The sequence below is a fragment of the Amycolatopsis magusensis genome, assembly GCF_017875555.1.
GTDB classification, from domain to species: domain Bacteria; phylum Actinomycetota; class Actinomycetes; order Mycobacteriales; family Pseudonocardiaceae; genus Amycolatopsis; species Amycolatopsis magusensis.
On record NZ_JAGGMS010000001.1, the window covers coordinates 3,919,648 to 3,934,052 of the forward strand.

The window sequence follows — 14,405 nt, forward strand, 5'->3', positions numbered from 1 at the left end:
TCGCATGGGGAGGAACGCCGGGCTGCCCGCCGACTTCGCCCGGTTCAAGGTCACCGCGGCGGCGGAAGCGGCCGGGCCGGGTGCTCCGGGCTGGCCGGAGGACGACGGCTGCGCCTTCCTGCACGTGGACATGGACGCCTTCTTCGCGGCCGTGGAGCTGCGCACGCGGCCGGAGCTGGTGCACCGGCCGGTGGTGATCGCCGGCGCCGGGCCGCGGTCGGTGGTGCTCTCGGCGAACTACATCGCGCGCAGGTACGGCGTGCGCTCGGCGATGCCGGTCGGCGCGGCGAAACGGCTGTGCCCGCAGGCGGTCTACCTGCCGCCGACGCGCGGGCTCTACAGCGAGGTCTCCGCGGGCGTGATGGCCATCTTCGCGGAGCTGACCCCGCTGGTGGAGCCGCTGAGCCTGGACGAGGCCTTCCTCGACGTCAGCGGCGCGCTGAAGCGGTTGAACACCACGCCCGCCGGGATCGGCGCCATCATCCGGCGACGGGTCGCCGAGGAGCACGGGATCACCTGTTCGGTGGGGGTGGCCGGGGCGAAGTTCATCGCGAAACTGGCCTCGGGCATGTCGAAGCCGGACGGGATGATCGTGGTGCCGGTGGCCCAGGCGCTGGACTTCCTGCACCCGCTGCCGGTCTCCGCGCTGTGGGGTGTCGGCAAGCGCACCGAGGAGCAACTGCGGCGGCTGGGCCTGGCCACCATCGCCGACGTGGCGAACGTGCCGCCCGCCCGGCTGCGGCGGGCCGTGGGCAACGCCGTGGGCGATCACCTGTACGCGCTGGCCCACGGGCGTGACAACCGGGCCGTGGTGCCGGAAAGCGCGGAAAAGTCGCTCGGCGCCGAGGTCACCTTCGACGTGGACGAGTACGACCGGGCGAAGCTGGCGCGCGAGCTGCTGCGCTTGTCCGAACGGGTGGCGGCGAGCCTGCGGGGGCGCGGGCTGCGCGGGCGGACGGTGTCGATCAAGGTGCGGTTCGCCGACTTCAAGACCGTCACCCGGGCCCGCACGCTGCTCTCGGCCACCGATGTGGCCCACCTCATCCACGCCACGGCCGTGACCTTGCTGACGGAGCTGGGGCAGGGCGCGGCGGTGCGGTTGATCGGGGTGCGGGTCGAAGGGCTGGAGGACGCCGACTCGGCCGAACAGCTCACCTTCGAGACCGACGCCCCACGCTGGCGCGACGCCGAGGTCGCGGCCGACGTGGCACGCTCCAAGTTCGGCTCCGCGGCCGTGCGGCCCGCGTCCCTGTTGTCCAGCCACGAAGAGTGAACAGGGGTCGTTTCCGGGGGTTCAGCCGGGGTTCGCGTACTCGTTGCGGGTGGTTCCTGGCAATTCGTTCAGTGCTTGATACGGGATCGGGTAGTCGTTCGCGCGCCGGACTCGTATCCTGGAGTGCAGACACCCCAGACGGGGTGAAGTTGGGTCCACTACTGTTGCGCGGCCCGGCGCCCGCGACAAGCTGTGCCGGAGGAGGAAAGATGCCACTCTCCGAGCATGAGCAGCGGCTGCTCGACCAGATCGAGCGCGAGCTCTATGCCGAGGACCCCAAGTTCGCATCCACGGTGCGTGGCACCAGGCTGCGCCGACCCGCCCGACGCCGGCGCCTGCAGGGCGTGGCCCTGTTCGTCGTCGGGGTCGCGCTACTGGTGCTGGGCGTCGTGGTGCCGTTCCGGGTCGCCGAGATCCCGCTGATCAGCGTGCTCGGCTTCCTGGTGATGTTCTTTGGGGTTCTGCTCGCCGTCACATCGTTGCGGCAGCAACCAGAGGGTGAAGGATCGGAAGGCGAGCAGGCGGGCCCCTCACGCGGGCGGCCGCAGGCGCGCAAGAGCTCGTTCACACAGCGGATGGAGGAGCGCTTCCGCCAGCGTTTCGAAGACCAGTAGCGGCCCACACCAGCACGACCTCCAGTGGGGCACCACCCAGTCCGGGTGGTGCCCCACTCGCATACCCACCCACCTACCTACCCGCGCCCCCCGCCCACCCGAACGCGAACTTCAGCTTCCTGAACGCGAGCCTCGGCCACCTGAACGCGGAGTTCAGCTTCCTGAATGTGGGGTTCGGCTACCTGAGTGTGAGACTCGGCTGCCCGAACGTGGGGTTCGGGTGCGTGAGTGTGGGGTTCGGGATTTTGGGGGGTGGGCGAGGCTTACGCCGGGGGAGGCGAACTACACGTTCGTGCAGCTGAGTTCCACACTCGTGCAAGCGAACCTCACGTTCGGGCAGGCGAACCCCGCACTCGTGCAAGCGAGTTGCACACTCAGGCAGGCGAACCCCACGTTCAGGCAGGCGAGGCTCACACTCGTGCAGCCGAAGACCGCACTCCGGCTGCCGGGTGGGTGGGTCAGTGGCGGCGGAAGAGGGAGCGGGGGAAGAGGCGGCCTCGCCAGGACATGGGGGAGTTGCGCGTCAGGCTGGTGCGGACGTCGTCGAAGGCGCGGCCGAAGGTGGGGTCGCTTTCCGGCGAACTGCCGTACCACGAGCGTTCCACCACGCCGACGACCGTGCGCAGGCCGCCCTTGCCTTCGTCGTCGAGGCGGTGGCGTTGCGCGATCTTCTGCGCGGTCGTCCGCACCGTGTCACTGGGCTCCACCGGCACCCCGCGGTCCCGGCATTCGTCCAGCAGTTCCTTCCACGCCGCGTTCGCGGCTTCCGGGCCGCTCGCCCCGATCACCTGCAACCGCTGCCGTCGCACGACCTCGCGGATGGTCGACGGCCCGGCTGCGGCGAGCAGCGCGAGCACCAGCGGCACCGCCAGCAACGCCGTCCACAGCCAGGCGAGCAGGCCGACGCCCGCGATCAGCAACCCGGCCGCGAGCAGCGGCAGCCACGTGTCGGAGCCCGGCGGCGCGACCGTCTGCACCGGGGCCGACGGATCGGGTGGTGGTCTCTGCCGCTGTTTCTTGGCCCGGTCGGCGCGCTGCCACAGCATCCCGGCCACGGCGAAGCCCGCCACCAGTGCCGCCAGCGCCAGCCAGAGCACCCAGTCCGGGCCCTCACCCGGCCGCTGCTCCTCCTCCGGCTGATCCGGCTGCGCGCCGAGGTCCGGCGTGTTCGTCTCCTCACCGGGCAGCCGCGGCGGCGCGGCCGAGGTGGACGCGCTGGGGCTGCCCGCCTCCGCCTCCGAGTCCGGGCCTTCGTCCGGGCGCAGGTACGGCGGGATGTAGCCGCGCGAGTCGGCCAGCGGGGTCGGGTCGAAGGTGACCCAGCCCAGTTCGCCGAAGTACGCCTCGACCCACGCGTGCGCGTCCTGCGAGGTGATCGACCGGTAGTCGGCGGTGGTGTAGCCGGGGGTGAACCCGATCGCCACGCGCGAAGGGATGTTCAGCGTCCGCAGCATCACGGCCATCGCCGAGGCGAACTGCTCGCAGTACCCGCGCTTGCCGTTGAGCAGGAAGTCCGCCAGCGCGTCGGAGTCGGCGGCCGAGGCGGTGCGGGTGTCGTAGGTGAACCCGTTCTGCGAGTTGAAGTAGTTCCAGACCGCGGTGGCCCGGTCGAAGTCGTTCGTCGCGTTCTCGGTCAGCTGCTGGGTCAGCGCGACCACGCGCGGGTCGACCTGGTCCAGTCGCGTGTAGATGGACGGGATCTGCTCGGCCTCGGTGTCGGCACCGCGCAGCGCGTCCTTGGTCGGGACCCGCAGCGACGCCTCCTGCACGTATGGCGGCGACTGCCGCTTCGCCTCGCTGTACACCGCGCCGCTGACCGAGTCGTACTGCCAGCCGTCGGAGATGTTGCGCAGCGAGCGCGGTGCCCCGTAGACCGGCAGCCAGACGTCCACCCAGTTGATCGGCTCGATCTGGATTTCCTTGGTCTCACCGCTGCCGTCGTCACCGGGGGCCAGCGGCAGGCTCGGCTGGTTCGCCGGCACGCCGGGCGGCATCCGCGGTTCGTCGGCGATCTTCCAACCCTGGTTCGGCTCGAAGTAGTTCAGCGTGAACGCGCGCAGCATGCGGCGGTCGCCGGGGGCGTTGAGCCCGCGCACCCGGAACAGCTCCACGTTCTGCCCCTGGTCGAGCAGGCCGCGCAGCTGGGTGAACGGGTTGATGCCGAGACCGCCGGTGGGCCGGTTGCCCTCACCGCCCGGCCCATCGCCGGGGATGCTGCCGACGGTGCCGATCGCGGTGATCGTGCCGCCGGCCACCAGGCCCAATGACAACGCCACGGCGACCACGGCCACCGGCGCGGAAGCGGCCGCGGGGGAGGCGCCCAGCCCGGGGGCGGTCCGGTTGCGCCAGCGGCGGTGCCGGTGGCTGCCGTCGACCGCGAGCAGCCCGGCGAAGGCCGCCGCGCCGAGCAGGAAGGTCCACCACGGCAGCATGCCGTCGGAAAGCGAAGCGGGCACCGCGTAGACGCAGAGCAGGATCAGCCCGGTGGCCGCGGGAGCCGAAGCGGCCACGGCGAAGGTGTCCACCAGCACCGCGACCAGCCCGATCGCGATGACCACCAGGCACAGGATCGGCGGGGTCGGCTCGACCGGCGGCAGGCCCATCCGGATCTGCTCGGACGCCTCGCCCAGCACGTCCTGGAATTCGGAGAGGGCGGCGGGCCCGGGGAAGATCCCGAGGATGCCGTGGCTGGTGAAGACCCCGGTGACCAGGAAGCTCAGCACCAGCAGCTGGGCCAGCGCGACCAGCAGCGTCGGCGTGCGCAGGGTCCGCAGCGCCAGCCCGGTGCAGGCGACCAGGATGACCGCGACGATGACGTAACCGAACCAGGCCGCGCCGCCGACCACCCCGGTGATCGAGGTGGACGCGCAGATCGTGGCCAGTCCCGCGGCGAGCGGGGCGAAGATCGAGCTGACCCACGGCGCGGCCGGGGGCTCCGGCCGTTCGGTGGGGGTGTGCGGAATCGGCGGTGCCGGGGGCGCGGTGGTCACAGGGAACCGCCGATCAGCGTGCCGCGGCGCGCGGTCGAGCGGCACAGCTCGGCCCACACCTGCGGCATCGGGCTCGCCGGACCGGCGACCACGACGCCCCAGCCGGCCGCGCGCAGCAGGCTCGCCGACTCCTCGGTGGCCGCGGCGCGGTGTTCGGGGGCGCTGACGCCGCCGGACCACGCCGGGGTGTCGAGCAGCACGGCGAGGCTGCGGATGCCGCGTGGCCGGAACCGGTTCAGCTCGTGCACCGCCTCGTTGCTCACGGTGCCGAGCACGGCGATCAGCTCCTGTCCTTCGGCCGGATCGCTGCCGTTGGTGACGTCGCGCTCGTGCGCGGGCTGGAGTCCGGCGAGCGCGTCGAGGATGAGGTGGTCGTGGTGGTCACCGCCGTCGCCGGGGGCGTCGGCCAGCGTCCGGCCGTGCTCGGTGACCAGGCGGACCCGGTGCCCCGCGCGGCGCAGGTGCAGGCAGACGCTGGCGGCGAAGGACACCGCCCACTCCAGGCTGGCCGACGGGCCGGTGCCGTGGTGCGCGGCCGCGCGGTGGTCCAGCAGCACGGTGGTGCCGCCGCGCCACGGCCGCTCCTCGACCCGGACCATGATCTCGTCGCGGCGCGCGGTCGAGCGCCAGTGCACCTTGCGCAGGTCGTCGCCCTGGCGGTACTGCCGGACGATGACGTCGGACTCGCCCTGTCCGGCGTGCAGGCGGACGTTGCCGTCGTCGCCGACGCCGATGCCCGCGCCCGAAGGCAGTCCCCACAGGCTGACGAACCGCGGCACCACCACCAGCTTGGTGTGGCCGATCAGCTCGCGCTCGAACTCGCACAGCCCGAACGGATCGGTGACCGTGGCCCGCAGCGGGCCGACCTGCTGGATACCGCGCAGCATCGGCTGGATCGGGTAACGCAGCGCGACGGCCTGGTGCTGGGGCAGCCGCTCGACCACGAACCGGGGGCGCCCGCCCAGCGAGTACGGCACGCCGTCCTCGAGTAGCACCTCCCCGGTCGGCAGCCGGCCGGTACGCCACAGCTCCAGCTGGACCTCGCCGGCCCCGCCGACCTGCACCCGGTCCGGGAACAGCTTGCGGTTGGCGCCGATGCGCACCTTGGCCGCCGAGATGAACCCGGCGACCAGCAACGGCAGCGCGATCACGAACACCGCGACCCGCAGCAGGTCGCGCTCGTTGAGCACGGTGGCGCAGACCGCGGCGGCCACGCCCGCGGCGAGCAGGCAACGGCCGCGGGTGGTCAGGCCGGACAGCGAGCGCAGCATGACCGGGCTACCGGCGGCTCTGCCCGTTGGCCTGCGCGCCCGCCTGCGGCACCGGGACCCGGGCGACGACCGCGCGCACCACGTCGGTGGCCGACCGGCGGGCGGCGTGCGCCTCGGTGGTCAGCACCAGGCGGTGCGCGAGCACCGGCACGGCGACCGCGTGCAGGTCGTCCGGGACCACGTACTCGCGGCCGGACAACGCGGCCTGCGCACGGGCGGCGCGGACCAGTTGCAGCGTGGCGCGCGGCGAGGCGCCGAGGCGGATCTCCGGCAGCTGGCGGGTGGCCGAAGCCAGCTCCACCGCGTACTGCCGGACCTCGGGTGCCATGTGGACCTTGCGCACCGCGCGGATGAGCCGGTGCACGGTGGCCGCGTCGGAGACCGGGCGCAGGTCGTGCATCGGGTTGTGCCCGGAGTGCTCGTCGACCATGGCCAGCTCGGCCTGCGGGTCGGGGTAGCCGATCGACACGCGCGCGGTGAAGCGGTCGCGCTGCGCCTCGGGCAGGGCGTAGGTGCCTTCCATCTCGATCGGGTTCTGCGTGGCGATTACCATGAACGGCTCTTCCAGCTCGTACGTGCTGGTGTCGACCGTGACCTGGTGCTCCTCCATGCACTCGAGCAGCGAGGACTGCGTCTTCGGCGAGGCGCGGTTGATCTCGTCGCCGACCACGATGTTCGCGAACACCGGGCCGGGCCGGAACTCGAAGCCGCCGGTCTGCCGGTTGTAGATGGACACCCCGGTGACGTCGCTGGGCAGCAGGTCGGGGGTGAACTGGATGCGGCTGACCGTGCAGTCGATGGAGCGCGCCAGTGCCTTGGCCAGCGAGGTCTTCCCGACCCCCGGGACGTCCTCGACCAGCAGGTGGCCCTCGGCGAGCAGGGTGACCAGCGCGATGCGCACCACTTCGGGCTTGCCGACCAGTACCCGTTCGACGTTGGCGGCGATGCGGGCCGCGGTGTCGTGCAGTTCGCTGAGCGACGCGGACCCGTGACCGTTGGCGCCACCGCTCCCGCGCACGCCCGGTCCCGCCGCCGAAACCTCGGCGGGGTAGTAGGGCGCCTGGTCGCCGGGCACCGCGGACTGCGTTCTCGACGTCACTCGACCTCCTGGTGCCGACGCGCATGCGTCTTGGAACAACGGGCGGACGCGCCCGTGCGTGCCTGTATCCGGCCACCCGATTCAACGGTCAGCCTCCCACGAAGTGTGTCAAACGTGAGCGAAACGTTGGGGAGAACCCTGTGATCACTGTCCGCAACCATCAATATTGGGCCGATCGGGTGAGTAACGCCCTGGTGGGCTGGGCGATGTCCTCACGCCGCGTTCTGTCGTATTCTGCTCAGCGGATCCGCCCGGCTACTCAAGGTGTGCGCAGTGCGCAGCTCGGTTGAGGGTGGCGGTGGGAGACGGGAGGGCGGTTACAGTGCCGGAGGTCGAAACGAGGGACAGGACGGCCGGGACCGCCGCGGCCTTCACCGTCGCGCCGGAGCTGGCCGGTGACGCCTACACGCGGCTGTCCGAGCTGCAGGACGTGGTCGGCGAGATGATCCGCCACGCCAAGGTGCTCGGCAGGCAGGTCCCGCTCGGCGGGGGCTACGCCGACGAGGTCGGCAAGTTCATGGCCGAGTACGGGATCGGGCAGCAGGGCTCGGCGATCGAGTCGCTGGTCGCCTTCGGCCGGGAACTGGAGGACCTCAAGTCCTCCATCGCCGAAGCGCTGGAGCGCTACTCCGACGCGGACGGCAAGGCCGCCGACGACGTCGAATGCACCGGTGGCTGACCCGGATGAGCCGCGTTCCCCACCTGTTGCTCCTGCTCCCCGCGCTCGCGCTCGCCACCGCGTGCGCGCAGGGTGAGCCCGCCGCGTCCGGTGGTGACACCAGCACCGCCGCGGACACCGCCGCCCCGAACAGCGCGCCACCCGGCCAGGCCGGGCTCGACCCGTGCACGCTGCTCAGCTCCGCCGAGCGCTCGACCGTGGGCCTGACCTCGGTCGGCGAGCCGAAGGCCATCGGCTCCGCGCGCACCTGCGACTGGACCGAGGCGGGCACCTTCGGCCTGGCGATCTCGGTCGACGAGTCGAAGGGACTGGCCGACCTGCGCACGGAGAAGCGGAGCGCGCGCCAGATCGAGGTCGGCGGCCGGGAGGGCCTCAAGGTCGCCGACGCGAAGGCCGATGACGGAACCTGTGCGGTGTTGCTGGGCGCGGGGGAGTCGGCGAGCGTGCAGATCGACGTCAGCAACACGACCTTCACCGGTACCGAGGCCGCGTGCGCCCGCGCGGACGAGGTCGCCGGACTGGTGGAGCCCAAACTGCCCTGAGCCGCCACAGCCCACGGGAGCTTCGAATGCCTGACCGCAGCGTGCCGGTGTCCACCCGGCGATACGAGGCCTACAGCCACCAGGCGCTGAAGGACGAGGTCGACGCGGGCAACGATCCCGGCGAGGCCGGGGCGATCGGCGGGCAGTGGGACGAGCTGGCCGGCCGGTTCCACGAGTCGGCCCAGGCGCTGACCGCGCTCCTCGAGCACAGCCGCGAGCACTGGTCGGGGGAGGGCGGAGAGGCGTTGCGCGGGGTGCTGACCCAGGCCGCACGCTGGTCCGGTGAGGTCGCCGGGGTGTCCACTTCGGTCGGCGGCTCGGTGGCCGCGCAGGCGGAGATCGCCGCGAGGGCCAAGGCCGAGATGCCGGAGCCGGTCGAGTACGACCCGGCCGGCATGATCCGCTCGGCCGCGGCCAGCGGGAACCTGCTCGCGCTGGCGGGCCTGCCCGCGGCGATGGAGGAGACCAAGGCCGCCGCCGAAGCCGCGCGGCAGAAGGCGATCGACGTGCTGAACGCGCGGGACGCGGCGCTGCGGGACGCCATCCCGGAGCAGTCGTTCGCGCCGCCGCCACCGCTGACCACCCGGGCATGATCCGGGTCTCGGCCTCCGCGTTCGACGTGCTGTGGGCCGACCTCGGCCTGCCGCGCGCCCCCGAAGTGCTCGGTGTCCGCAGTGTGGGCGCCACCGACGGCGAGCGCGCCGAGATCCGGGCGTCGGTCTACGCCAACCTCGCCGAGCGCGGCCTCTACGACCCGGCGGACGGGCTCGACGAAGCACTCGTCGAGCGCCTCCGGACGCTGGCCACGGCCTCCGTCTACGTGGAGTGCGAAGCGCTGCTGGACATGACCTCGGACACGCCGTTCCGCGCGGTGGCCGCGGCCGACGGCAGGCACGGCGTGCTGGCGACCCAGCCGAACCGGACGATCGGGCTGTCCACCATCCGGGACGGCGAGCTGCTGTCGTCCATCGTGGAACTCCTGCCCGCGCTGGAGCCCGGTCCGGGGTACGGCGTGAGCCTGCCCGCGACCGCGTTGGCGGGCGGTGTCGAGGACCCGGTGTTCGCGGGCAACGGCCGCACGGCCGGACGCGAGAAGCAGCTGAGCGAGGTCCTGGCGATCCAGGCGCGCCCGATCTACGGCGCCGGGCAGTTCACCGTGCGCGTGCGTGACGGAGCCCACGCGCGGCGCGTCGGCGGGGTCAGCTGGTTCTGGACCGACGTCGGCGCCTACCTGAGTTCGCTGGAGCCGGGCCGCGGCGGGCAGGACTGGGTGACGGTCACCCCGATCGACGGCCCGCGGCTGGTGCAGCGGCTCGCCGGCCTGCTCGAGGGCTGACTCCCCACTTTCCCCACCATTCCCCACCACCGGGGCCGCATCCGGGGGAGCACAGGACGTGTAGCGGATTCATCCGTTGCCCGGCACCCCCGACTTGGGGGATCTTGGCTCAGCTCCCCCACTGCGCCCCCACCTGGCCCCCACCGCTCTCACCTGCGGAAACGTCCGCTCTGGCGGGTGAATGTGCGGTCAATTGCCGTTGACTGTGGTGAAAAGTGGGGTACGGTGGTGCCAAGTGGGGCGGAAGGGAGCCCCGTGGCCGATCCCCGCCTTGGCGGAGACCGGCGGGGAGGTGCGGCCGATGTTCCTCGGTACCCACACCCCCAAGCTCGACGACAAGGGGCGGCTCACACTGCCCGCGAAGTTCCGCGACGCGCTGGCAGGTGGGCTGATGGTCACCAAGGGACAGGACCACTGCCTGTATGTCTTCCCGCGCGCCGAGTTCGAGCAGATGGCCCGCAAGGTCGCCGAAGCCCCGTTCACCAACGAGGCGGTGCGTGCCTACCAGCGCTATCTGTTCGCCGGAACCGATGAGCAACGCCCGGACGGGCAGGGGCGCATCACCATCGCGCCCGAGCTCCGCCGGTACTCGGGGCTCAACAAGGAGTGCGTGGTGATCGGTGCGATCACCAGGCTGGAGATCTGGGACGCCCAAGCGTGGCAGGGCTACCTGGACGAACACGAGGACAGCTACGCGAAGGCACAGGAGGAAGTCTTGCCGGGCGTGTTCTGACACGCGGCCGCCGGCACCCACGCCGTCGGGGGGCGGGGGTCCCACCGGCCGCGCGGAGGAACGCCGCGCCGGTTTCGCGGATGCCGTCAGGCCTCTGTCCGCTCAGTGGCCCTGGTGCACCTTCCCCGGCACCAGGTTCGCAGCGGGCGGACGGAGACCTGGCGGCATCGGCGTTTTCTCCAGGTCGACCAGGAAGGGGGTGGGTGTTGTGGCCGAACACGTTCCGGTGCTGCTGGACCGGATCCTCGAGCTGTTCGCCCCCGTCCTCGGCAAGCCCGACGCGGTGCTGGTGGACGCCACCCTCGGCCTCGGCGGCCACTCCGACGCCCTGCTCTCCGCGCACCCCGGGCTGACCCTGGTCGGCCTGGACCGCGACCCGGCCGCGCTGGAGCGCTCCGCCGAGCGCCTGCGCCACCACGGCGACCGCGTGCACCTGGTGCACGCCGTGTACGACGAACTGCCCGAGGCACTGGCCGGGCTCGGCATGTCCACTGTGGACGGGCTGCTGTTCGACCTCGGCGTGTCCTCGATGCAGCTGGACCGCGACGAGCGCGGGTTCTCCTACGCCAGGGACGCCCCGCTGGACATGCGGATGGACCCGACCACCGGGCCGACCGCGGCCGACGTGCTCAACACCTACCCGCCCGGTGAGCTGATCCGGATCCTGCGCGAGTACGGCGAGGAGCGCTTCGCCCAGCGGATCGTCCGGTCCGTGGTGTCCGCGCGCGAGACCGAGCCGTTCGAGCGCAGCGGCAGGCTCGTCGAACTGCTCTACGCCGCGGTGCCCGCGGCGAGCAGGCGGACCGGCGGGCACCCGGCCAAGCGCACCTTCCAGGCACTGCGGATCGAGGTCAACGGCGAGCTGGAGGTGCTGCGCCGGGCCATGCCCGCGGCACTGGGCGCGCTCGCCATGGGCGGCCGGATCGTCGTCGAGTCCTACCAGTCGCTGGAGGACCGGCTGGTCAAGCAGGCACTGGCGGCGAAGGCGAAATCCCGCACCCCCGAAGGACTGCCGGTCGAACTGCCCGGGCACGGGCCCGAGCTGCGGCTGCTGACCCGGGGGGCGGAACAGGCGAACGAAGCGGAGATCGAGGCGAACCCGCGAGCGAGCTCGGTACGGCTGCGAGCCGCGGAGCGGATCGGAGAGGCGGCAAAGTGACGGCACCCACGCGTTCCCGCACGCGCGCTCGCGCCGAGCAGCGCGGCACCACCGGCCGTACCCGGACCTCGGCAGCCGAACGCGCGTACGCCCGGCGGGCGCAGCGCGCCGCCGAAGCCGAGGAGCGCCCCGAGCGCGGCCCGGAAGGCGCCACCGCGGTGGCGAAGCCGCGGCCGAGGCTGAAGCTCAAGCTGCGGCTGCCCCGCTCGCGCGCGACCTTCGTGCTGCTGATGATGGGCCTGCTCGCGGTGGGCGTGGTCGCCACGCTGTGGCTGTCCACCCAGGCCATCGCCGACAGCTACCGGCTCGACGAGCTGCGCAAGGACAACGCCGCACTGGTCGAGCAGGCCGAACGGCTGCAGCGCGAGGTCACCCGGCAGGAGTCGACCTCCTCGCTGGACGAGCGCGCCAAGGCGCTCGGCATGGTGCCCGGCGGCGACCCGGCCCGGATCATCGTCAACCCGGACGGCAGCTACACCGTGGTCGGCGAGCCGAAGCAGGCCACGCCGCCCACGGCGCCGGGAGCGGGCAGCGGCACCGAGCCGGAGAGCGCGCCGCCGCCCGCGCCGTCGATGTCCGACGGGCAGCCGGATCCGTCGCTCCAGCAGCCGGAAGCCGACCGGCAGCAGCAGGAGCAGCAGCAGAACGAGCAGAACCAGCAGAACCAGGCGCCAGGAGGGCAGTGAGATGACGGGCAGGCCGCGTCGAGGGCCGGTCCGGGTGGCGGGCACCCGGGCGCAGCCCCGGCGGACCAGCGCGCAGGCCGGGGGCGGGGCGGGGCGCGGTACCCCGCGCCGCACCTACTCGGCCACCGGGATCCGCCGGGCCAACGGCAAGGCGGCCAACGGCAGCACCCGCAGCCGGTTCGCCTCGGTGCGGATCATCCTGGTGGTGCTGCTGTCCATCGCCGGGCTGCAGCTGGTGAAGGTGCAGGCCTTCGACGCCGAGACGCTTTCGGCCAGCGCCGAGCGCCAGCGCACCACGCCGATCGACATCCCCGCGCAGCGCGGGTCCATCATGGACCGCAACGGCACCAAGCTGGCGTTCAGCGTGGAGAACCGCACGCTGTCGGTGAACCTGCGCCTGATGCGCAATTCCTGGGCCGAGTACGCCCAGAAGCACCCGGACAAGGGGCAGAACTTCGAGACCCGCTCCGCCGCGGCCGCGAAGTTCATCGCCGGGAAGCTGCCGGACAAGACCGACGAGCAGGAGCTGCTGGCCAAGTTCCGCAAGCCGGACGACTTCACCTTCCTGGTCGACGACGTGGAGCCCTCGATCGCCGCGGAGATCACCGACGGCGACAACTTCCCGGAGATCAGCGAGGAGACGCGCGCCAAGCGCGAGTACCCGGGCGGCACGCTGGCGGCCAACGTGGTCGGCGTGGCGAAGTGGCAGATGGAGGACTCCGACGTCTCCAAGCACAACCTGCACGGCCTGGCCGGGCTGGAGGCCACCTGGGACAACGAGCTGGCCGGGACCCCCGGCCGCCGCCTGGTGGACACCGAGCAGGGCGGCGACGTGGTCATCCCGGGCACCGAGCGCGACCTGCAGCCGGCCACCGCCGGCTCGGACCTGGAGCTGACCCTCGACGCGGACCTGCAGTACGACCTGCAGAGCAAGCTGTCGGACTACGTGGCCAAGAGCCGGGCCAAGGGCGGCAGCGCGGTCATCATGGACGCGAAGACCGGCGAGGTCTACGCGCTGGCCAACGACCGCACCTTCGACCCGAACGACCTGGCCAAGGCGACCCCGGACCAGATGAACAACCGGGCGGTCACCACGCCGTTCGAGCCGGGCTCGGTGAACAAGGTGGTCACCGCGGTGGCCGCGCTGGAGCACGGCATCGCCACCCCGGAGTCGGTGCTGTCGGTGCCCGGCGCGCTGCGCGTGGCCGACCACACCGTGCGCGACGCCTGGACGCACGGCACGCAGAACTTCACCACCACCGGGATCTTCGCGAAGTCCTCGAACGTCGGCACGCTGCTGCTGGCGCAGAAGCTCGGCGAGGAGCCCTTCGCCGACATGCTCAAGAAGTTCGGCCTCGGCCAGCGCACCGGCATCGGCCTGCCCGGTGAGAGCCCCGGCTCGGTGCCGCCGCGCAACCAGTGGTCCGGCACCACCTTCGGGAACCTGCCGATCGGCCAGGGCCTGTCGATGACCGTGGTGCAGATGGCCGGGATGTACCAGGCGATCGCCAACGGCGGCCTGCGCGTGGAGCCGAGGGTGGTGCGCGCCAAGGTCAACCCGGACGGCACCCGGGTCGAGCAGCCCGCGCCGAAGACCACCCAGGTGACCACGCCGGAGACGGCGAAGACCGTGCTGGACATGCTGCGCGCGACCACGCAGAAGGGGAAGAACCAGAACTCCGGCACCGCGCCCCAGGCGGCGCTGGCCGGGTACCAGATCTCCGGCAAGACCGGCACCGGGCAGCAGATCGACCCGCGGACCAACGCCTACAGCGACTCGCTGTACAACATCACCTTCGCCGGGGTGCTGCCCGCGGACAACCCGCGGTTCGTGGTCGGCATCCACCTCGACGCGCCCGACACCACGCTGCCCGCCGGGCACTCGGCCGGGCCGCTGTTCCACGACGTCGCCTCCTACCTGGCGCAGCGCTACCAGCTGCCGCTGTCGGACGGCGCGGCTCCGGTGGTCCCGCTGGTGCTGGGCTGATCCCGGTACGGTCGTCCAGGAACCTTGTGGGCGATG

Annotated in this window: 13 protein-coding genes; 10 read left to right on the forward strand and 3 right to left on the reverse strand. The window is 72.2% G+C overall.

What is annotated here, in order from left to right; all coding sequences use genetic code 11:
• Positions 1–4: 4 nt before the first annotated feature.
• Together dinB and JOM49_RS17480 are read left to right on the forward strand one after the other, a co-directional pair.
• Positions 5–1,273 (forward strand): DNA polymerase IV, encoded by a 1,269-nt coding sequence (gene dinB, locus JOM49_RS17475; protein ID WP_209665341.1) that lies wholly within the window; start codon positions 5–7, stop codon positions 1,271–1,273.
• Between the two features lie 209 nt (positions 1,274–1,482).
• Entirely contained in the window at positions 1,483–1,887 is a 405-nt protein-coding gene (locus tag JOM49_RS17480; protein WP_209665342.1) for an SCO2097 family morphological protein, read from the forward strand.
• 458 nt (positions 1,888–2,345) lie between these two features.
• On the opposite strand, the gene JOM49_RS17485 is transcribed toward JOM49_RS17480, so the two are convergent.
• From JOM49_RS17485 to JOM49_RS17495, 3 genes are read right to left on the reverse strand one after another with little or no spacing between them, the layout of a single operon-like run.
• Positions 2,346–4,877 carry a transglutaminase TgpA family protein gene (locus JOM49_RS17485; protein WP_308158774.1) on the reverse strand — a complete coding sequence of 844 codons (2,532 nt, stop codon included), beginning with the start codon at positions 4,875–4,877 and terminating at the stop codon, positions 2,346–2,348.
• Entirely contained in the window at positions 4,874–6,148 is a 1,275-nt protein-coding gene (locus JOM49_RS17490) for a DUF58 domain-containing protein (protein WP_209665343.1), read from the reverse strand. Before JOM49_RS17490 ends, JOM49_RS17485 begins: the two co-directional genes overlap by 4 nt.
• A gap of 7 nt (positions 6,149–6,155) precedes the next feature.
• On the reverse strand, positions 6,156–7,247 hold the full coding sequence (locus tag JOM49_RS17495) for an AAA family ATPase (protein WP_209665344.1): 1,092 nt from the start codon (positions 7,245–7,247) through the stop codon (positions 6,156–6,158).
• Positions 7,248–7,569: 322 nt separating this feature from the next.
• Here JOM49_RS17495 and JOM49_RS17500 point away from each other — a divergent pair, with 322 nt between their 5' ends.
• From JOM49_RS17500 to JOM49_RS17535, 8 genes are all read left to right on the forward strand, one after another.
• Positions 7,570–7,926: a hypothetical protein gene (locus tag JOM49_RS17500; RefSeq protein WP_209665345.1), complete on the forward strand. Its 357-nt coding sequence runs from the start codon at positions 7,570–7,572 to the stop codon at positions 7,924–7,926.
• A gap of 5 nt (positions 7,927–7,931) precedes the next feature.
• Positions 7,932–8,468, forward strand: coding sequence for a DUF3558 domain-containing protein (locus JOM49_RS17505; RefSeq protein ID WP_209665346.1), 537 nt, complete (start codon positions 7,932–7,934; stop codon positions 8,466–8,468).
• A 26-nt stretch (positions 8,469–8,494) separates the two neighbouring features.
• The gene (locus JOM49_RS17510) at positions 8,495–9,061 is read left to right on the forward strand and encodes a PE-PGRS family protein (protein WP_209665347.1); all 567 of its coding nucleotides are present in this window, start codon (positions 8,495–8,497) and stop codon (positions 9,059–9,061) included.
• Entirely contained in the window at positions 9,058–9,804 is a 747-nt protein-coding gene (locus JOM49_RS17515) for an ESX secretion-associated protein EspG (protein WP_209665348.1), read from the forward strand. The genes JOM49_RS17510 and JOM49_RS17515 overlap by 4 nt, the downstream gene beginning before the upstream one ends.
• A gap of 301 nt (positions 9,805–10,105) precedes the next feature.
• Entirely contained in the window at positions 10,106–10,537 is a 432-nt protein-coding gene (gene mraZ / locus JOM49_RS17520) for a division/cell wall cluster transcriptional repressor MraZ (protein ID WP_209665349.1), read from the forward strand.
• Between the two features lie 208 nt (positions 10,538–10,745).
• Positions 10,746–11,696, forward strand: a complete 951-nt coding sequence (gene rsmH / locus JOM49_RS17525; RefSeq protein ID WP_372444027.1) for a 16S rRNA (cytosine(1402)-N(4))-methyltransferase RsmH — start codon at positions 10,746–10,748, stop codon at positions 11,694–11,696.
• On the forward strand, positions 11,693–12,382 hold the full coding sequence (gene ftsL / locus JOM49_RS17530) for a cell division protein FtsL (RefSeq protein ID WP_209665351.1): 690 nt from the start codon (positions 11,693–11,695) through the stop codon (positions 12,380–12,382). Before rsmH ends, ftsL begins: the two co-directional genes overlap by 4 nt.
• Position 12,383: 1 nt before the next feature.
• Positions 12,384–14,369, forward strand: a complete 1,986-nt coding sequence (locus JOM49_RS17535) for a peptidoglycan D,D-transpeptidase FtsI family protein (RefSeq protein WP_209665352.1) — start codon at positions 12,384–12,386, stop codon at positions 14,367–14,369.
• Positions 14,370–14,405: the final 36 nt, after the last annotated feature.